The organism is Nitrospira sp. (assembly GCA_015709715.1).
Classification (GTDB): domain Bacteria; phylum Nitrospirota; class Nitrospiria; order Nitrospirales; family Nitrospiraceae; genus Nitrospira_A.
Genome location: CP054184.1, coordinates 47,502 through 67,810 on the forward strand (window position 1 = coordinate 47,502; position 20,309 = coordinate 67,810).

A 20,309-nucleotide genomic window follows, 5' to 3' on the forward strand; every position below is an offset into this window, starting at 1 on the left:
GCCTACGTTACCAAAGTGATGGTTCCCTTGCCTAGCACTTCCTCGATATCGGCTACGAAATGCTCGCTGGGTGTGATCTTGATGTTCGGGAGTGGAGAGGTTTGGGCCTCCAAGGTTCCCCCCAGGGCCATGATCAAGGAGACGCTCGAGGACCCGGGATATTTCTGAAACACCTGTCGTAACATCGGCAGCCTGGTGGAGGCGGTCGGACCGTCGTGCAAGCGAATCATCACCCGCGAGATGGCCGTGTTTTGGAGTTCCGCCAGCGGTTCGATTTTGGTTCCGCGCAACTTGGTGCCCTTGTCTCCGCGGTCCACCGTGCCGGTCAGCCGTACGACCTGTTCGGGAACGATCAGGTCTGCATGGTCGCGGTAGAGGTCGGGAAAGGCTATCACTTCTACCATGCCGTGTAAATCCTCCAGGGTCAGGTAGGCCATCCGGTCGCCCTTCTTGGTGAGCATCGACTTGACGGCGGTGATGATGCCGCAGAGTTTCACTTCCCTTCCGTCCTGCGCGTCGGAGAGCTGCATGGTGTTCGTGTTGGCAAAGAGCCGGATCGCCGCTTCGTATCGCGCGAGGGGATGGGCGCTGATGTAAAAGCCCGTCAGCTCGCGTTCATGTTTCAGTAACTCGCCCTGGCTCCACTCAGGCACATCCGGCAGCGTCGGTTCGTCGAGCGTCTGCGGCAGCCCACCGAGTTCGTCGCCGAAGATGCTGGTCTGGCCCATGGCCCGTTCCTTCTGAATGCCGGCTCCTTCTTCCATGGCCTGGTCGAGCATGGCCAGGTACTGTGAACGCCGGCCGCCCATGCTGTCGAAGGCGCCGGTCTTGATCAGTCCCTCCACCATGCGCTTGTTCAATTTGTGCAGGTCCACTCGGCGGAAGAAGTCGAAGAACGACCGGAAGGGGCCGCTCTGGTTCCGTTCTTCGATGACGGCCTCCACGGCGCCTTCGCCGACGTTCTTGATCGCCGCGAGTCCGAACCGGATGCCCCTGTCGACGACGGCGAAATGTTTGTGGCTTTGGTTGATGTCGGGCGGGAGTACCGGAATTCCCAGGCCGCGGCATTCAGTGAAGTACCCCACGATCTTGTCGGCGTTACCCATGTCGCTGGTCATGAGCGCCGCCATGAACTCGGTGGGGTGATGGGCCTTGAGGTAGGCCGTGTGGTAGCAGACCACCGCATAGGCCGCCGCATGGGACTTGTTGAACCCGTAGCCCGCGAATTTCTGGATCAACTCGTAGAGTTTGTCTGCCTTCTTTTCCGGGATCTTTTTCTGCTTGGCGCCCTCGATGAACTGTACCCGGAGTTTTTCCATCTCCTCCGGTTTTTTCTTGCCCATCGCGCGACGCAGGATGTCGGCTTGTCCCAGCGAAAAGCCCGCCACGCGGTTGGCGATGGCCATGACCTGTTCCTGGTAGACGATAACGCCGTACGTATCCTTCAGGATCGGTTCGAGTTCCGGCATCTCATAGACGATCGGCACCTTGCCCTGTTTGCGTTTGATGAAATCCGGGATCAGGTCCATGGGGCCAGGACGATAGAGCGCGATGATGGCGATGATGTCTTCGAAACGATCAGGCTTCAGGCCCGTGAGCAGATCGCGCATGCCCGAGCTTTCCAGCTGGAACACGCCGGTGGTCTTTCCCGAGGAGAGCAGCGCGAAGGTCTCCGGATCGTCGAATGGAAGCTGCTCGACGCGCAGGGGCGGCTGGCCGGGACGCCCTTGGTTCACCAAGGTCTCGGCTCGATGGATCATCGTGAGTGTTTTCAGGCCGAGAAAGTCGAACTTCACCAGCCCGATTTTCTCCACGTCGCCCATCGAATATTGCGTGACGATTTCGTCCTTGGGTCCCTTGTAAAGCGGCACGTGTTCGGTGAGCGGCTGGTCGGAGATGACGACGCCCGCCGCGTGGGTCGAGGCATGGCGCGCGAGCCCTTCGAGCGACTGCGCGACGGACATCAGTTCCTTCACCCGTGCATCCTTGTCGACGAGTTCCTTGAGGCGCGGTTCCTGTTCCAGGGCCTTGTCGAGGGTGATCTTCAGGTCGTCGGGCACCAGCTTTGCGATGCGGTCCACTTCGGCGTAGGGCATTTCCAGCACGCGACCGACGTCGCGGATTGCGGCCTTGGCCTTCATGGTGCCGAACGTGATGATCTGCGCGACATGGTCGTTGCCGTATTTGTCGATCACGTAGTTGATGACCTCGTCGCGACGGTCCATGCAGAAGTCCATGTCGATGTCGGGGAGGGAGACCCGTTCGGGGTTCAGAAAGCGCTCGAACAGCAGCGAGTAGACGAGCGGATCGAGGTCCGTGATGCGGAGCGCATAGGCGACGAGACTGCCGGCGGCGGAGCCGCGCCCTGGTCCCACCGGAATGCCGCGCGAGCGGGCGAACTTGATGATGTCCCAGACGATGAGGAAGTAGCCCGCGAAGCCCATCGAACAGATGACGGCCAGCTCTTCCTTCAAGCGGACCTGGTAGGCCAACTCCGGCAAGCCGCTGGGCCGTTCTGTCAGGCGAGCGGCCAGTCCTTCCTTGGCGAGTTGCTCCACATAGGTTTCGCGCGTGAACCCCTCCGGCACTTTAAACTGCGGCAGATAGGTCTTGTTGAGCGCCAGGTCCAATGTGCAGGATTCCGCGATCTTGACGGTGTTAGAGACGGCGGTCGGCATCTCCTTGAACTCGACGAGGGCCTGCTCGGTGGATTTGACGTAGAGCTCGTCGGTGTCGAACTTCATCCGGTTGGGATCGTTGATCGTCTTGCCCGTCTGGAGGCAGAGCATGAGGTCATGCGGGCGCGAGTCTTCCTTCTTGAGATAGTGGCAGTCGTTGGTGCCGGCGAGCGGGATGTCGAGCTTCTTATGGATCTCAAGCAGGCCGTCGTTGGCGATGCGTTGATGCTCCAGCCCATTGGCCTGCAGTTCCAGATAATAGTTGTCCTTGCCGAAGATCTCGCGATATTCACCCGCCACCTTGGTGGCTCCGGCCAGGTCTTTCTGGCCGATCAGGTAGGCGACTTCACCGCTCAGGCATCCGGAAAGGGCGATCAGTCCTTCGTGGTGTTGCTGCAGTAACTCCTTATCCATCCGTGGCTTGTAATAGAATCCCTCAAGATATGCTTTGCTCACCAATTTGATGAGGTTCTGATATCCCTTGAGGTTTTGCGCGAGCAGAATCAGATGGTAGTAGTCGTTGTGGGCCAAGCCGCTGTCCTTGGCCAGCCTGCTGCCCGGCGCCATGTAGGCTTCGCAGCCGATGATGGGTTTGACGCCTGCGTCCTTCGCCTTCCGGTAGAACTCCACCGCCCCGAACATATTGCCGTGGTCGGTCATGGCGACGGCCGGTTGGCCGAACGCTTTCACCTGCTGCATCAGGGGCTCGATTTGGTTCGCGCCGTCGAGCAGGCTGTATTGGGTGTGGAGATGGAGATGGACGAATTGCGAGGCCACGAACGGATTGTAGTGAGCGGAAAAGTTGAAGTCAAACGGCGGAGGAGGCGGGCGGGCCGGTCACCTCATTCCCTCCATTGACAGTTGCGCTGCGCCGGACTAGCCTGGCGCAGATTTTCCTCCAGCAACATGGCTGAGCCAAAAGACGATAAACCGAAACTACCGCTGACCGGCATCGTGGCGTTGGTGCTGGCGCTGGTGAGCAGTCTTCTCATCTATCAGGTGCCGCTCAAGACCTCGCGGCCGATCGACAAGGAAGCGGAGAAGGCAGCCGCCGTCGCCCCAGACCGTGTGCAGGCACGTCTGTGGCAGGATCCGTTCGAAGCGGTGACGACCCATCGGCTCAAGGAAGGATCGCAGAAACGAGCTGGGCAGGATTCGACGCAGCACCATACTGCGGCTGACGTGATTGCGGCGATGGGGTTCGGCGGCGCGTCTTCACCGATCCTCGTGCTGCCGGTGTTCATGGATGGGAGTCCCTACGCCAGCGGCGTCGAGTCGCGGCTGCGGGATCGTTACGCCGTCGTGTCGGCCTTGGGCGCTGCAGGGTATTTGCCGGAGTCGGGCGAATATATCCGCTTCTTCGAGTGGGACCAGCCGTCGGGCGAGTCGGTCGTGGTACCGATTGAACGGTTCCAGCGGACTGCGGACGAGGGCCAAGGGCCGAGTGTGACAGAGGTGCTGGTGTTGTGGCTCAAGGAGCAAGATATCGGAGCGGATCCTCTCCTATCGTTGGGGCGCCTGTTGATGCACATGAATTGCGCCTTCAAGGAGCGAACCGCGATCTACAGGGTGCTGGGGCCGCGCTCGTCGGGTTCGCTCCGAGCGATGGTGGATGAACTCCGTCTCCGGGGTGCCGCGGTGGCCACGCCCAGTCTTCGCCGAGCGCCCTCTGCGGCGTCTGATGTCGATGGCGCCTGGTCGGTCCTCAAGGGAATCGTCTTGTATTCCTCCTGGGCCACGGCGGCGGATCCGTTCCTGCTCGCAGAGGTTCCGAAAGGAGCCGAAGCGAAGACGGTCGAGGGATGGTTCAGGGACGGCGGCATCACACTCGTGCGCGCGATCGGAACCGATGCCGATTTGGCCGAGCAACTCATCGAGGAGCTACGTCGGCGGGAGGTCGATCTCACCGTCTCGCGGCAGGCACGCGCAGCAGAACAGGAGCAGCGGGGCCATGTTCCCCACGTGGCCCTCATCGCGGAATGGGACACCCTCTATGGGCGGGCGCTGCCTCAAACGTTCGTGGCCGTGGCGAACCAACTGGCGGAGCTGAACGAGAAGCAGGCAGCCTGCCATACGCTCGAATGGCATCTGGATGTGCTTCGTACCAAGAACTACCCGCATTGGGTGCATCGCTATTCCTACCTCGCCGGCCTGGATGGTGAACTGCCGCCGAAGAACCAGGACAAAGACGGCGCGTCAGCCAAGCCGAAACTCGGGGAGGGTGGATTGCGGATCGAGCAGGGCCTGGCGGAGACGCCGGCAGGCCGAAGCCAGCTGGACTATCTGCGTCGGTTGGTGGAGACCTTGAAGCGTGAGCAGGCGACGGCCGATGGAGAATTCCACGCCATCGGGGTTTTGGGGAGCGATGTGTACGACAAGCTGATGATCCTCCAGGCGCTGCGCAGCAACTTTCCCCATGCGCTTTTCTTCACGACCGATCTGGACGCTCGGCTGACACACCCGAGTCAATGGCCCTGGGCGCGCAATCTGATCGTGGCGTCGCATTTCGGCCTGGCACTGCATCCCAAATTGCAGACGCCCATTCCGCCTTTTCGCGACAGTTATCAAACCGCGTTGTTCTATTCGGCCCTGCGCGCGGTGGACCATCTTGTCGAGAAGGGGCAGGAATTTGCGACGCCGTTCGGGGTGACGGTACCGAGCGAGGTGCGGCCGCGGCTCTACGAAATCGGCAGGCATGGCGCGGTGGACGTGAGCCCTGATCCCCCGTACGCCTCGCCTCCTTCGGAGAAGCACCTTCCGAGTCTCCATCTGCCGCGTCCGGATCTCGATCCCCAGAGCGGCAGGGTCCGTCTTGTGGCGGCGCCGACCGTGATGTTGGTTGGAGCAGCCATTGTTGTGATGTTGTGTTGTGCCCTCTTGATCAACAGCGAACTCTGGCATGCCTTCCGGAAGGCCGAGCTTCGACAAGTGGTGCCGGGCTTGGCGCTGGCAGTGATGCTGTTGGGCGGGCTGCTCTGCTGGGCGATGGGCGACGGAACCGGCGGCGAACCATTCTCGCTGACGGAGGGGGTCAGTGTGTGGCCGACAACGGTGATCAGGCTGCTGGCCTTTGCCCTGTGCCTGGCCTTTCTGCACCATTCGTGGTGGCGTCTGCGAGAAAACGGCCGCGAACTCATGCAACGTTTCTCTTTGCCCGACGCCGATACGGCTCAGGCTTTGGGGATCCATTCCGCCATCGGCCTCCACGATTGGTGCCCGCATCCGAAGGGCGAGGTGGCGGTTGAGGAGTTGTGGAAGGAGTATCGATCACGCGGGACTGTGGGCGAGCGGTTGATGCGGGTGCTTCCGCAGACGGTGCTGTACGGTGTCTTGGGCTTGCTGCTGATGTTCCTGTCAGAGTTCCCCGTGTTGCCCTGCCGAGGAGCGGCCTGTTTTCAGGTCAACCAGGTCATTCTCCTGCTCAGCGTCGTGGCCATGACCCTATTGATGTTTTATGTGGTGGATGCGACGCGGCTCTGCCGCCGCCTGATCTCCATCATGGTCGGGACGACCATCCGGTGGCCCGAAGACCTCTTGGCGAAGGAAGCGGCCCAACTGGGGGTGGATAAGGCTGTCGTGCGCGAGTGGGTGGCCATCCAGTTCATCGCGAAACGAACGGCCGTCATCAGCGCCATGATCTATTACCCCTTCATCATTGTTTTCCTGATGGTAGTGGCGCGGCATGGCTATCTCGACCGCTGGGATTTTCCGATCGGCCTGCTGGTGATTTTCGGCCTCAACGCGGCCTATGCGTTCGGCAATGGGGTGTTTTTGCGGCGTACTGCCGAACAGGCGAAACGGGCGGCCGCGGCGCAGATGAGGACCAGACTCACCGGTGTGTCCGGCGTAGCAGCCTCCTCGAAAGAAAAACAATCGCTGATCGAACGGATGGCGGCATTGATCGAGGACACACAGGAAGGCGCCTTCCTTCCGTTTACCCGCCATCCCCTGTTCGGCGCCATCGCCTTGCCGACCGGCGGCACCGGCCTGGTGTTCTTACTGGAATATCTGGCGACGCTTTTTTAGGAACGGACCGATAAGGGGGAGGAGCGAGCGTGAGGAGTGATGGGATCGAATGCCGGACAGCCCTGACGGGACTGCCGCTTTTTTCGTACGGATTTCGGCCGTTCTTTTTGGGGGCGGCGCTCTTTGCCGGTCTTGCGGTGCCGGCCTGGGTCCTGATGGTTTCCGGTCTGACCGGGGCGACCGGTTCGTTGCCCGCGCGCGATTGGCATGTCCATGAGATGGTGTTCGGCTTCTTGCCCGCCGTGATCGCCGGCTTTCTCCTCACGGCTGTCCCCAATTGGACCGACCGGCCCCCTCTCACCGGCGTTGGGTTGATGCTGTTGTCTCTCTGCTGGGTCGTCGGGCGTGTCGCGATGGCCGTGACCTGGCTGCCGCCGATGGTCTCCGCCTTGCTCGACGGACTCTTTCTCGTGGCGCTCGCCGGTTGGCTCTGGCGGCAGATCGTCGCGAGCGCGAGTTGGAACCATGCGCCGATAGGAGTCCTGTTGACCCTCTACGCCTGCGGCAACCTGTTGTTCCACGCGCTGGTACTGAACGGGAGCGCGACGGATCTTGCCGCCCGAGTGGGGGTGGGATTGGACATCACGTTGCTGGTTTTTATCGGCGGACGCTTGACGCCGAATTTTTCCCGTGAATTCCTCATCGGGGAGGGGAGTGCGAAACGGCCCGCCGCTTTTACTCGATTCGATGCCGTGGCGATTGGGTCGGCTGCGGCCGCTGCCCTGGTTTGGGTGCTGGCCCCGCAGGCTCTCCTGACGGGGTGGGCGTTGCTCGCGGCGGGGCTTGTCAATCTGATGCGCCTGTTACGGTGGTATGGGTGGCTCACCTGGCGGGAACCCTTGGTGCTGGTGCTGCATGTTGGGTATAGTTGGCTCGTACTGGCCCTACTGCTGGTCGGTGGCGCGACCTTGGGGGTCGGCTTGCAACCGGAGGATGCGATTCATGCGCTGACGACCGGCGCCGTCGGCGTGATGACGCTGGCGGTGATGACCCGCGCGAGTCTCGGGCATACGGGACGGCCCAGGCATGCGGGCCCCGTGACGGTCGGCATTTATCTGTTGGTCTTCGTGGGCGCGACGCTCCGTGTCTTCGGTCCTGCCACAGGCCTCCCGTCCGCGCTCGTGCTGGGATCTGCGGCTACCTTCTGGAGCGGCGGCTATGTCCTCTTCGCGTTGGCCTATGGTCCGTTTCTGCTGCGTCCAAGCCTGGACGAGTAACGGAGGCTTCTCACCCCCGTATCTCTTTCGATACCGTTCACGACCGTTTTAGATACAGTGCCTCCTTCCAGCGCCCTTCCGCAAAAATACGTCCATTCCTATGTGGTCAAAAAACCAGTGAGGGTTTTCCTCAGGTTCTTTCGGCACATGCCTTGCTGACTCCATGTCTCGCGGAGGCATGTGACGTAGGAAACCACCATTCAACCGGTTGTCTAGCGGCGGGGGACCTTCCATGGCTAAAAGAAAATCGAAAGCGGCGACAACAGGGCAAAAGAAATCAAGCCGACCGATTGGGGCCCGCGGAAAGCCGTCGCAGGGCGAACTTCCCGGGTCGGCGATGCCGACCACATCTCCGGTGAACCCGAGCAGGCCTTCACCCGGGTCCGATCTCGAAGAGAAGCTCAAAAAAAATCTCGTAAAGACGGTCATCGCGCTTCCCCTCCTCGATAAGTTGAATCGAGAAACCGATCGGCGAAAGACGGCACCCTCGACGCCGCCGGCCTGTTACTCGGTGATCATCGATCTTAACCTCGACTATCCGAAAGGCCGGGATGCGGCCCGGATCTGGGTGTTCGAGAAGATCGAGGCGCTGATCACTCAAGGCGGACGAAATCCGGCCGACCAACGACTCGATCGTAAAAAAAGCGACTTCAATGAGCAATATGTTTTTGCCGCCCTCGAAGGGCAGGTGATTCGTGAACTGGTCGAGCAGGACGCGAAGGTAAAACCCGACGTGCTGGGCGCAGACGGCAAGCCCAAGGCGGCTCGGGCCATCTACCAGATCTGGGAAGATTTCACGCTCACGGCGTTCATTACCAGTTCCGTCAGTACGGTGAAGGCCGATGCCGCCCGAGTGGCCTTTTCCGCCTTGGGCGACAATATCGTCTGGGCCGTGATCGATTCCGGGATCAAGGGCGACCATCAGCATTTTGGCACGCACCGGAATCTCGCAGGCCAAGTCGAGGAATGGCACTACGATTTCACGGACGGGAGCGATCCGAAGAAGACGGCGTTGGTAGATGGAATGGGCCACGGCACCCATGTGGCCGGCATCATTGCGGGAGAAATCCCTCCCGATCCCAAGCTCCCGCCGGGCGAATCCCACCCCGACATTCGGGCCTTTTTCCGAACGCTCAAGCCTGACGGGGACCAAACGGAACGGGAGGTCGTCTACGAGCAGATCAAGGCTGCCTCCATTTCCGGCATGGCGCCTCGCTGCAAGTTGGTCAGTCTCAAGGTCTTGAACGAATCCGGCCAAGGGAGTGTCAGCAACATCATCGCGGCGATCGGACACGTTCAGCGCATCAACAGCTACGGGCGGTGGATCCGTATCCATGGGGTCAATTTGAGCGTCGGTTACCAGTTCGAGCCTGAGTGGTTCGCCTGCGGGCAAAGTCAGCTCTGCGTGGAGGTGGATCGCTTGGTGCGATCCGGGGTCGTGGTCGTGGTGGCGGCCGGCAATTCCGGTTATGGCACGCTGTCTACTGATTTCACCGGGCTGCGTTCGGCCGGCATCAGTTTGACCATCAACGACCCGGGCAATGCCGATCTCGCGATCACCGTCGGTTCGACTCACCGCAATATGCCGCACCAATACGGCGTATCGTATTTTTCGTCGAAGGGGCCCACGGGCGACGGCCGTCTGAAGCCGGACCTGGTTGCGCCGGGTGAAAAGATCCTGTCCTGCGCGGCGGGGAGGATGGAGATGGAGATTCAGGAGAAGATTGAGAAGGACGTGACGTACCTGGAACACTCCGGGACGAGCATGGCGGCGCCGCATGTCTCCGGGGTCATTGCGGCGTTCCTGTCCATCCGTCGCGAGTTCATCGGACAGCCGGAACGGATCAAGCAGCTTTTTCTCTCGACCGCCACGGATCTTCGGCGTGAACGCTATTTCCAAGGGGCGGGGTTGGTGGACCTCATGCGCGCAATCCAATCCATTTAGCGATCGAGGAGGTTGTGATGGAACAGTTGTCGGGGTTTGCTTATTTTCCGGTGCAGTTCACGAAAGACGCCGTCGTGCATGACCAGACCGAAGTGACGCGGTTGAAAGAGTTCCTGCGTCAGGATCGGACGACCGATCTGATCGTCATTTCCCATGGGTGGAACAACAACATGGATCAAGCGAAGGACCTCTATGCAAAGTTCTTCGCCAACTTCCGGTCGGCGCTGACCGTCGGATCGCCTGCGGGGCTCGCGAACCGTCGGTGGGCCATCCTCGGCGTGTTGTGGCCCTCCAAGAAGTTCGAAGAGAAGGAACTCATTCCGAGCGGCGCCGCCGGGGCCGGTTCGGTGGTCGGAATGGCCGCCATGAAAGCGAAATTGGCGGACCTCAAGGGCGTGTTCGACGCGCCGCAAGCGGATGTGACGATCGAGGAGCTGCAAAAACTCCTGCCGAAGTTGGAAGACAGCACGACGGCGCAGAGAGAATTCATCGAAAAGGTCCGTTCGCTGGTTCCGAAGCGCTCCCTCGATGCGGAAGACGGCTCGGGGCTTTTCTTTCAGGAGCCGCCCGCAGAGGTGTTGCAGAAGTTGAGCAGGCCGGTCTCCTTCACGGTGGCCCGTCCGCCGGTCAATGCGGGGGGCGCTGCGGCGATCGGCGCGGGTGGAGCGGCGGGACTGGGAGAATTTTTCAGGGGCATCTGGTCGGGTGTGCGGAACGTCCTCAACTACACAACCTACTATCAGATGAAGGAGCGAGCCGGACTGGTCGGAGCGAACGGCGTCAACCCGATCCTCAGCGCCATCAAGGCTGAACAGTCCGAACTCAAGATGCATCTGATCGGGCACAGTTTCGGCGGACGATTGGTAGCCGCGACCGTCGCCGGCGTCAGCGACGCCGCGCTCCTGCATGTGACGACTCTTTCGTTGCTCCAAGCGGCCTTTTCCCATTACGGCTTTGCGGAGAAATGGGACGGGACGAACCACGGATTCTTCTACCGCGTGGTGGGGGGGAGGGCCGTCGCCGGTCCCACGATCATCACCTGTACGGAGAATGATAAGGCTGTGGGACTCGCCTATCCCATTGCGTCATTGTTGGCCGGGCAGGTGGCGTCCGGGGTCGGAGACAAGAACGACAAGTACGGCGGGATCGGCCGCAACGGGGCGCAGAAAACACCACGGACCGTGGATCTCTCGCTGCTCGACGTGACGGGTTCCTATCAGCTGACCAACGAAGGGGTACACAACCTGTCGACCGACCGCCTGATTACCGATCACGGAGATGTGGCCAATCAGGCGGTCGTGCACGCCGTCGCCTCGGCCATCGCGGCGACGTGACGGATATCGCGCGATGGCCGAACGAGCGCTTCATCCGGAGAGGCCTGCAATGGTCGAGCGGGCTCGACATCTACGACTCGGAGAACCCGAGCCGCATCTGTTGGACCTGAATGCGGCGGTGATGGAGATCCGTCAGGCTTGCGAGGAACTGGGCATGGAGGCGCACCGATCGCCCTTCTTTTTTGTGGTCGGTGCCGGTATTTCCTTTCCGCCGGTTCCCCTCGCGTCGAACATCATCGATGACTGCAGGAGTATCGCCGAGCGCTACCTGCGCCGGGGCTCTCCTGACAGCGAGCAGACGCTGGACGCCTATTCCCATTGGTTCAGCCGCGCCTACCCGGGAGCGCGTCAACGTCAGCACTACCTGCGGAAGCTGATTGAGCGAAAGCCGTTGTCGCTTGCCAGCCTGCGCCTGGCCCATCTGCTGTCGTCCCGCAAACTGACCAATCTCGTGGTGACGACCAACTTCGATGATTTCATTGCAAGGGCCCTCCGGCTCTTCGGCGAAGAACCGTCGGTCTGTGATCACCCCCGAACCGTGGGCCGCATCGACCGCGAACGCGCGGATATCCAGATCGTGCACGTCCACGGCAGTTATCTGTTTTACGACTGCGCCAATCTGCGCGGTGAAGTGACCGACCGCGCCCGCGCCGACGAGGAGACGAGCGTGACCATGGTGGGGTTGCTTGACAACCTTTTATGGACCCGCTCGCCCCTCGTGATCGGATATTCCGGTTGGGAGGGGGACGTGATCATGAGCGCGCTGAAGCGCCGGCTGCGCGGAGGCAACCCGCTGGCGCAAAGCCTGTACTGGTTTTGTTATCGGCGAGAGGATCTGGGACGTCTGCCGAGCTGGCTGCGCGACAGCGCGGATGTCCGTTTCGTCGTGCCGACGGAGCCTCCGCCCGAGACGTTGTCGCAGGGGGCTGTGACCGTGCGCGCCGGGAGTGAAGAGGGGATCGGCGCGTCGGATGGGAGGCATCGCGGGACGGTGCTGGCGGCGTTTGCCGTTTTCGACGAGTTGAACCGCGCGTTCGATATCGGTGCGCCGGCATTGTTTGAAAATCCGATTGAATACTTCGCCGACAGCCTCCAGGCGGCCCTGCCGGATCTGGAAGAGCCCGGAGGCGATCCCTATGGGTTCAAGCGATTGGTCGAGCGGCTCCATCAAGCCGCCCAGAGTTTCGGTCGGGTCGCCGGCGCTACGAGCGCGCTGACGGCGGACCTCGATCGGCTACGAGCGCTCATGCGGGAATCTCAATATGGCCAGGCCCTCACGCTGTTGGCCAAGCTCGTGCCGAGCCGGCTTATGAAGCTGGGTCCCGATGAGCGTCGTGAAGTCCTCCAGGCGGCGAATCTCGCAGGGTCCGCGCTCTTGGCGAAACCACAGAACGGAAAATTCGATGAGGCCTTGGCGCATGTGTTGGTGTATGACCCACGGTTGGAGAAGACATTGGGGCCGCTCCCTGCAGGCATGGTCTGGGCAATCGGATCGCGCTCGGGGCAGGTGGGCTACGAGATGCTGGCAGGCGCCAAACCGCACGGCGCGTTCACGGTCCAGCTGATTGAGACCTTGCGCGATCCTGCCGCTGATGCCGATGGTGACGGACGCATCTCGTTGCTGGAAGCCACGATGGCGGCCGGTCGCCGTGTGTTGCGGGAAGGGCATCCGCAGACCCCTGTCGTTGCGGGTGATGCCGCTACCGTCGCGCTGTTTGCTTCTCGAAAACAGAAACGGAAGATCAGCGGCGGGCCGCCCGGGACCCTCCATGCCCTGCTGGTGGGGGTGGGCCACTATCGTCTTCCCGGCGCGAAGCTGTCCGGTCCGGCAAACGACATTGAGGGATTCCGCGACCTGCTTCGCACCCGCGAACGACGGCTGTTCAGGCAGGTTGAAATCCACACGCTGCTTGACCGGCAGGCTACCAGGGCAGGGTTTGATCGGGCCTTGGCTCGTCTGGCCGACGTCGCAAACCCTCAGGATCTGGCGTTGCTGTATTTCAGCGGACACGGCTCCCGACGCGACCTCTCGAAGAAGGCCGATGGAGCGCAGGAATTGGTGATCGTCTTGTACGATTTCGATAACAAAGGGCGCGGCGAAATCAGCCATGCCGGGCTTGTGAAGGCTTTCGAGGCGGTGAAGGCCGAGCAGAAAGTCATAATCCTGGACTTCTAGGGAGCCAGTGTCTCGCTATATTTCCTCCCCGTATTTCAAGAAGTGTTGTTCCTTGGCGCCGGCGATCCAGTTGTCGTGGCGAATGCGATCGGGGAAGGTGTTGAGCTGGGAGGCCATCTGTTCGACGTCTTGGTCGTTCCACTGAGCGATCTGCCGGAAGGTGAACATACCCATGCGGTTGAGGACGCGCTCCATGACCGGGCCGATGCCGTGGATCTGTTTCAAGTCGTCTTTTTGCTGCGGCTGGTTGTCGGGGTCGGAATTCAAGGCGAGTTGGGAAACCGGACCTGGATCGGGATTTTGGCGGGCTTGGGTGCTGAAGCGTTGTGCGACTCGATATTCAACCAGCCGCTTGCGCAAGGCCGCAATTTCCTCTTCCCGTTCGCTCACGTCCATGACGCGGCGTTCTTCGGCCTCACGTAGCGCGATCTCCTTCTTTTCGACCTCGCCGCGGAACCGTTCGAGTTCTTCGACGCTGCCACGGAGACGCTGAATCTCGCCGTCTCGTTCCTTGAGGATGGCTTCGAAACGACCGAGGTCTTGTTGGCTCTGCGTGCGCAACTGTGAGGACTGCGCCTGCATCTCGCTGAGGCGCGCCATGGAGTCGGCCAATTCCTGCTCCTTCTGTCGGAGCGCGCGAGTAGCCTGGGTTCGTTCCGTCTCCTGCTCGGCTTCCAGGCGGCGGCTGCGCTCGGCGAAGGGTTCCAGGGTTTCGATGCGGCTGCGCAACCGGCCGATCTCCGCATCTTTCGGTGCGAGTTGCTCGACCCAGGATTTCAGGGTGGCAATCTCTTGGTCGCGGCTGATGAGGAGATCTTCCGCATTTTCCATCTGGGTCTTCATTTCGGCGAATCCTGCCGCCTTGGCGGCGAGCGCCGCTTCGGCCTCTTCCACTTCCCGTCGCAGGTGGTCACGTTCCCGCTCCACCGCATGCAGCTGGACGCCCTTGTCGGCCACTTCCGTCTGCAGGGCGGTGAGTTGTTCCGTCCTGGCTGCGAGGTCGGCCGTCAGGTCTTTGAGCGCCGCTTCCGACGCCATCATCTTGCCTTCCAGCATTTGCACGGCCGAGGTGCGGACCTTTAGTTCGTGATTGAGAGTGTCCAGTTCATGTTCACGACCGCGAAGGCGGGTGGCGATTTCGGAGAGCTGCTGACGTTTTTCCGAGGTGGCGAAGCTCCGGAGAAACCAGCCCATCAGTAATCCGATGATCGTCGCGATCAGGAGACAACCCACCATCTGTAGAATCAGTCCGGCCATACCTTCACCGTTCCTCTTTCACCCGCAATTCGATGCGCCGATTCTTTTTAGACGCCGCGCGCGTCCGCTCCTGGCTGAGTGGCCGCGTCGAGCCGTACCCGACGGCGGTGAGCGGGTTCGTCACGGCATGGTCGAGCAGGTACTGCCGGACGGTGTCGGCCCGTCGGCGGCTCAGCTGCAGGTTGTACTCCGGGTCGCCATAAGAATCCGTATGGCCCCCAATCTCCACGGTCGCCTCCGGCGTGCGCTTGAGGACCGCAACCAGCCTGTCGACCACGGCGCGTCCTCGCGGCGTCAAGACCGCGCTGTTGCTCTCAAACCCGATTTGCTCGCTCCGCAGAATGTCGTCCAACCCGGCCTGGGTTTGCTGGCGAGAAGGATGGGGCGCATGGGGCTGAGCCGGGGCGGCGACGGCGACCGACGATCCGGTTGCCACCGTGACCTGATCTTGTACGTTGACCGCCGATCCGACCAGCGATGCGACCTCGCGCAGGAGTCTTGATTTCGCCTCGCCGCTGGACGCAGTGCCCTTGAGAAGTACCGCGTGGTCGGAGAGCGAGAGCGTGGCCTGTTGATGCTGCAGAGTGGTCAATGGCGCGATCAGAGCCGGAAGCGCCTGTTCCCACTCGGCTGCGCCGCCCTCGTGGGCCACATCGATTTCATGACTCACGCGCAGCCCGGCCGTCTTGGCCGCCTCCTGCGCACGCGTGATGGCAGCCTGTTTCGCCTCCTCGCTGCCGACTGTTCCGGTGAGGGTGAGGCGTCCATGTTCGATGCTGACGTGAAATGCAGGGCGAGGAGCATCGGAGGCGGCCACCGGCAGATGGCGTGGAATGCAGATGAGAGCCAACAGGGTCAGGGCGATCAGCCCGACGCCCAGAATCAATCCGCGCGACATGCGCTCACTCCACGTACCTTCGTGCACATCTTGAAGTCTGAATCGAGTGGTCCGCCGGGCGGCGACGGCTGCCGATACTTCGAGTATTACTTAATCCATTTGCCTGGGCGCGGCCTACTCCGCCTGCCTGGCTGTCGGGAGGGTACCACATCGGTTCAGTGCATGCTAGCCCGGATTCGCCGGAATGCGCTCGGCTTGCAGTGGCCTCGGGGCATCTGTTATTCTTCCGACGCTTTTCATCTGACAATTTTCCCACCCACATGGTACCGATCGTTGGAGGAGTTCATCATGGCCAGCATTGCGCGGGCACTGATCAGTGTTTCTGACAAGACCGGAGCCGTGGACTTGGCCAAAGGTTTGGCCGCCCTCGGCGCCGAAATCCTTTCCACCGGTGGCACCGCCAAAGCCCTGCGGGAAGCGGGGGTGCCCGTCACCGACGTGGCCGCCTACACCGGATCTCCCGAGATTCTGGACGGGCGCGTGAAGACGCTGCACCCGAAAATTCATGGCGGGCTCCTGGGCCGTCGCCGCGTCGCCGACCACGTGGCGCAGATGCAGCAACATGGCATCGGCAACATCGACGTGGTCGTCGTGAATCTCTACCCCTTCGAGGCGACCATCGCGAAGCCGAATTGCCCGTTCGAAGAGGCGATCGAAAATATCGACATCGGCGGACCCTCCATGTTGCGGTCGGCGGCCAAGAATCATGAGGACGTACTGGTCCTGGTCGATCCCGGCGACTATGGTCGCGCGTTGGAGGCCCTGAAGGCCGGAAGCGTTACGCCCGAAATGCGGCGGGAACTGGCCATGAAGGTCTTCCAGCATACGGCCCGCTACGACAGCCTCATCGCGGCCTATTTGGAAAAGCAGGTGCAGGGAAACGAGGTGAAGTTCCCGGCGATCCTTTCGCTCCAGTTTGAGCGCGTGGAAACGTTGCGCTATGGCGAGAACCCGCATCAGCAGGGGGCGTTCTACCGTGAATTGACCGGTACGGAACCGGCGGTGTCGCGGGGGAAGATCCTGCACGGCAAGGCCATGTCCTATAACAACTTTCTGGATGCGAATTCAGCCTTGGAGTTGGTGAAAGAGTTCGACCAGACTGCCGTGGCCATCATCAAGCACAACAATCCCTGCGGTTGCGCCTTGGGCGCAAACCCGGTGGAGGCCTACGTCAAGGCGCGTGAGACGGATCCCGTCTCCGCATTCGGTGGTGTGATCGCCTTCAACCGGCCGGTCGATCTCGCTGCGGCCAAGGAGATCACCTCGACCTTCGTGGAGGTCGTCATCGCGCCGTCATTCGCCGAGGATGCCTTGGCCGAACTGCGACGGAAGAAGGATATCCGTTTGCTGGAGGTGGGAGCGCTCACGAAGGCGACCGCGGAAGGCTACGACCTCAAAAAGTTGGTCGGTGGGTTGATCGTTCAGGACCGTGACTTGGGCGTGCTCAAGGACATCAAGACGCTCGCGGTGCCGACGGCACGAAAACCGACCGAGGAGGAATACGCGGCTTGCGCCTTCGCTTGGGTGGTCTGCAAACATGTGAAGTCCAATGCCATCATCTATGGGCGTCCAGGGCAGATCGTGGGAATCGGCGCCGGACAGATGAGCCGGGTGGATTCCGTGAAGTTGGCCGCCATGAAGGCCCAGTCTCCCGTGAAGGGGTGCGTGATGGCGTCCGATGCGTTCTTCCCATTCCGCGACGGGATCGACGCGGCCGCCGAGGCCGGCATTACCTGCGTCATTCAGCCGGGCGGGTCCATCCGTGATGCCGAAGTGACCAAGGCCGTCGATGAGCACGGCATGGCCATGATCCTCACCGGCATGCGCCACTTCCGCCATTGAGGGCGGGAAGCGGCGCGTGGTTGGCGTCTTGAGTCGCCTCTCGTTGTTCTGTGTGTCATCTAAAGGTTGACCTGTGAAGATTTTGGTCGTCGGCAGCGGCGGGCGTGAACATGCGATGGTGTGGAAACTTGCGCAGAGCCCGCGTCAGCCGCGTATTTTCTGCGCGCCGGGCAACGCCGGCATCGAAAAATTGGCTACCTGCCTGCCCATCAAGGCCGATGACATTGCCGAGTTGAAGGAGTTCGCGCTCCGTGAACAGATTGACCTCACGGTCGTGGGACCGGAAGCGCCCTTGGCGTTGGGTATTGCCGATGAGTTCCGCAAAGCGAAGCTGAAGATCTTCGGGCCGACGAAAGCGGCGGCGCGGCTGGAATCGAGCAAGAGTTTTTCCAAAGACATCATGGCTGCGAACCGTATCCCGACCGCTGAGGCGCGCAGCTTCGATCGTATGGACCAGGCCTTGGCCTACTTGGAGACACGGCCCTTGCCGATCGTGGTGAAGGCCGACGGGCTGGCGCAGGGTAAGGGCGTGGTCGTGGCAATGACCCTGGCCGAGGCGCAGCAGGCTGTGCGGGATGCCATGGAAAAGTCGGTGTTCGGGCAGGCCGGGCATCGGGTCCTGATCGAGGCGTTTCTAGATGGGGAAGAAGTGACCATCATGGCCTTCACCGACGGGAAGACCGTCGTGCCGATGGTCCCGGCGCAGGATCATAAGCGCGTGGGTGATCAGGATACGGGGCCGAATACCGGAGGAATGGGGGCCTATGCTCCGGCGCCCATCGGGACGGCGGCATTGCGTGAGCAGGTGTTGCGCGAGGTGCTTCAACCGACGGTTGATGCCTTGACGCGACTTGGGTGTCCGTTCCAAGGCGTACTCTATGCCGGGCTGATGGTCGTCAAAGACACGCCCTATGTGCTGGAATTCAACGCGCGGATGGGAGATCCCGAGGCCGAAGTCGTGTTGCCTCTGTTGAAGACTGATTTGATCGACGTGATGGAGGCCGTCGTCGAGCACCGTCTCGATCAACTTGCGATCGAGTGGCACCAGGAGAACGCGGTCTGCGTGGTCATGACTTCATCCGGATATCCTGGTCCTTACCGGACCGGTGTACCGATCCAGGGACTGGGCACTCAGCCTCCAGACTGGCGTGGAGGAATCTTTCATGCTGGAACCAACCGCACGGCAGATGGCATCGTGACGGCAGGGGGACGAGTCCTGGCGGTCACCGCCTGCGCACCGACCTTGCGGGAAGCGGCGGATCGGGCCTATCAGATCGTGGATTCCATCTCCTTCGAGGGACGTCATTTTCGACGTGACATCGCGCATCGCGCGTTACCTCCGAATTCCTGATCCCCATTCACCTCGCAAGCATGGCCCTCATCCTTCCGTTCACTGCAGCAGGCTCAGGCGAGGGACTGTCGACCGTGCGGCGTGTGTTGGCGGCCCACGGTATCATCGCCGTGCCCACTGAAACCCACTACGGGTTGGCGGTCTCTCCAATGGACGATGAGGCGCTGTCCCGCCTGTTTGCGGTGAAGGGCCGGCCTTCGGGGAAACCCATTTTGCTCCTCATCGGAAACCGCTCACAGCTGACACCCCTCGTGGCATCAATCCCTTCGGCGGCGGCGCTGTTGATGGAGTGCTGCTGGCCCGGCCCCTTGACCCTTGTGTTTCCTGCCGCGGCGAGCCTGCCACCCATGCTGACCGGCGGGACTGGTACGATCGGCATTCGCCTTCCCCCTGTGCCAGACCTCTGTGCCTTGCTGGAATTTATCGGCCCACTGACCGGGACCAGCGCCAATCGATCGGCTGAACCGCCGCTGGATCGAGCGGAGGACGTGCAGCGCCTGCTGGGTGATGCCATTGATCTCATCCTCGACGGCGGCCATACGCCAGGCGGCTTATCTTCAACGGTTGTCGACGTGTGCGGGCAGCCGCGGTTGCTGCGCGCGGGCGTGCTCCCGACTGAGGAGATTCGTGCTGCATTGGCTCGGCAAGGCATCGAACTTTCATCATGATTTGACAAACGGTTGCCGTTATAATCCGCCCTCAGAGGAGGACTCGGTATGGTCATTCGTTCGCATGGTGTGTTGTTTGGACGGGCCCTGCTGTGGGGCGGAGCGCTGTTGCTCTTAGCCGGGTGTGATTTTTGGCCGCCGGCATTACAGGCTCAGATCGAACAGTTGCGTTCGGAGGCTCAACAGGCGGCTGCGGATAAGGCGCTGCTGCAGAATCAGTTGAATGCGGCGAACAAGGCGAAGGAAGAGCTGCAGATTCGAGTGGAAGACCTCACCCGTGTGAACAAAGAGAAATCGGCGATGATCGCCAGCCTGGAACATAATCTTGCGGCGGCCCGTGAGCGCGCGGCCAAGGCCGCCAAACCGGTTGCAACGAAGCCGACGGGGAAGACAGTGGCCAAGAAGCCGCTCAAGGCGGCTTCCAAAGCTACGCCCAAAACGTCGCATAAGGCGGCACCGGCCAAGAAGACGAAGCCGGTTCCCGCCAAGAAGACGATGTCGGAGCCGATCAGGTAGTGGATGCGGCAGAACTGCTGGAACTCGATGTCCCGGTGCTCGATGGTCCCGTGCTGCCGGTGGACGTAGATCCCGTCGATGCCGGCGCGTTCGTGGCGGTATTGGGTGATGCCGCAGGGCTTGCGGCGGTTTCCGTGGAGGCGGCTTTCTGTTTGTCGGTCTCGGATGAGGCAGGCTTCTCCGCCGAGTCGGTGCCGGACCCAGGCTTGAGCTTGTCGGAATAATCCGTGATGTACCAGCCGCTGCCTTTGAACATGATGGCGGGTGGGGAGATGAGCTTGTTGACAGCCTTCCCGCAACGCGCGCATTCCTTGATCGGGTCGTCTTTGATGCCCTGCTTCACTTCAAAACGGTAACCGCACTCCGTACATTGGTACTCATAAATCGGCACTGCTGATTCC

Annotated in this window: 13 protein-coding genes; 9 read left to right on the plus strand and 4 right to left on the minus strand. The window is 61.4% G+C overall.

Annotated features, from left to right (window positions below; genetic code table 11):
• Window positions 1–2: 2 nt before the first annotated feature.
• Entirely contained in the window at window positions 3–3,455 is a 3,453-nt protein-coding gene (locus tag HRU82_00225; protein QOJ33469.1) for a DNA polymerase III subunit alpha, read from the minus strand.
• Window positions 3,456–3,584: 129 nt separating this feature from the next.
• Between HRU82_00225 and HRU82_00230 the strand changes: the two genes are divergently transcribed.
• The 5 genes from HRU82_00230 to HRU82_00250 all read left to right on the plus strand — a co-directional run bounded on the left by HRU82_00230 (window position 3,585) and on the right by HRU82_00250 (window position 13,376).
• The gene (locus HRU82_00230; GenBank protein QOJ33470.1) at window positions 3,585–6,704 is read left to right on the plus strand and encodes a hypothetical protein; all 3,120 of its coding nucleotides are present in this window, start codon (window positions 3,585–3,587) and stop codon (window positions 6,702–6,704) included.
• Window positions 6,705–6,733: 29 nt separating this feature from the next.
• On the plus strand, window positions 6,734–7,921 hold the full coding sequence (locus tag HRU82_00235; GenBank protein QOJ33471.1) for an NnrS family protein: 1,188 nt from the start codon (window positions 6,734–6,736) through the stop codon (window positions 7,919–7,921).
• A 337-nt stretch (window positions 7,922–8,258) separates the two neighbouring features.
• The gene (locus tag HRU82_00240) at window positions 8,259–9,866 is read left to right on the plus strand and encodes a S8 family peptidase (GenBank protein ID QOJ33472.1); all 1,608 of its coding nucleotides are present in this window, start codon (window positions 8,259–8,261) and stop codon (window positions 9,864–9,866) included.
• Between the two features lie 17 nt (window positions 9,867–9,883).
• Window positions 9,884–11,200, plus strand: coding sequence for a hypothetical protein (locus tag HRU82_00245; GenBank protein ID QOJ33473.1), 1,317 nt, complete (start codon window positions 9,884–9,886; stop codon window positions 11,198–11,200).
• 13 nt (window positions 11,201–11,213) lie between these two features.
• Complete coding sequence (locus HRU82_00250) at window positions 11,214–13,376, plus strand: caspase family protein (GenBank protein ID QOJ33474.1); 2,163 nt, start codon at window positions 11,214–11,216, stop codon at window positions 13,374–13,376.
• Between the two features lie 15 nt (window positions 13,377–13,391).
• Here HRU82_00250 and HRU82_00255 read toward each other — a convergent pair whose 3' ends face one another.
• Entirely contained in the window at window positions 13,392–14,633 is a 1,242-nt protein-coding gene (locus HRU82_00255) for a hypothetical protein (protein ID QOJ33475.1), read from the minus strand.
• Window positions 14,634–14,637: 4 nt separating this feature from the next.
• Window positions 14,638–15,531: an OmpA family protein gene (locus HRU82_00260; protein QOJ33476.1), complete on the minus strand. Its 894-nt coding sequence runs from the start codon at window positions 15,529–15,531 to the stop codon at window positions 14,638–14,640.
• A gap of 288 nt (window positions 15,532–15,819) precedes the next feature.
• Here HRU82_00260 and purH point away from each other — a divergent pair, with 288 nt between their 5' ends.
• The 4 genes from purH (at window position 15,820) to HRU82_00280 (ending at window position 19,908) form a co-directional block, all read left to right on the plus strand.
• Window positions 15,820–17,373, plus strand: a complete 1,554-nt coding sequence (gene purH / locus HRU82_00265) for a bifunctional phosphoribosylaminoimidazolecarboxamide formyltransferase/IMP cyclohydrolase (GenBank protein ID QOJ33477.1) — start codon at window positions 15,820–15,822, stop codon at window positions 17,371–17,373.
• Between the two features lie 73 nt (window positions 17,374–17,446).
• A complete protein-coding gene (gene purD / locus HRU82_00270; protein ID QOJ33478.1) occupies window positions 17,447–18,724 on the plus strand; it encodes a phosphoribosylamine--glycine ligase in 1,278 nt (425 codons plus the stop codon).
• A 20-nt stretch (window positions 18,725–18,744) separates the two neighbouring features.
• On the plus strand, window positions 18,745–19,392 hold the full coding sequence (locus tag HRU82_00275) for a threonylcarbamoyl-AMP synthase (GenBank protein QOJ33479.1): 648 nt from the start codon (window positions 18,745–18,747) through the stop codon (window positions 19,390–19,392).
• A gap of 48 nt (window positions 19,393–19,440) precedes the next feature.
• Window positions 19,441–19,908, plus strand: coding sequence for a hypothetical protein (locus tag HRU82_00280; protein QOJ33480.1), 468 nt, complete (start codon window positions 19,441–19,443; stop codon window positions 19,906–19,908).
• Here HRU82_00280 and HRU82_00285 read toward each other — a convergent pair.
• Complete coding sequence (locus tag HRU82_00285) at window positions 19,901–20,299, minus strand: FmdB family transcriptional regulator (protein ID QOJ33481.1); 399 nt, start codon at window positions 20,297–20,299, stop codon at window positions 19,901–19,903. The two genes, HRU82_00280 and HRU82_00285, sit on opposite strands and share 8 nt — an antisense overlap.
• Window positions 20,300–20,309 lie beyond the last annotated feature (10 nt).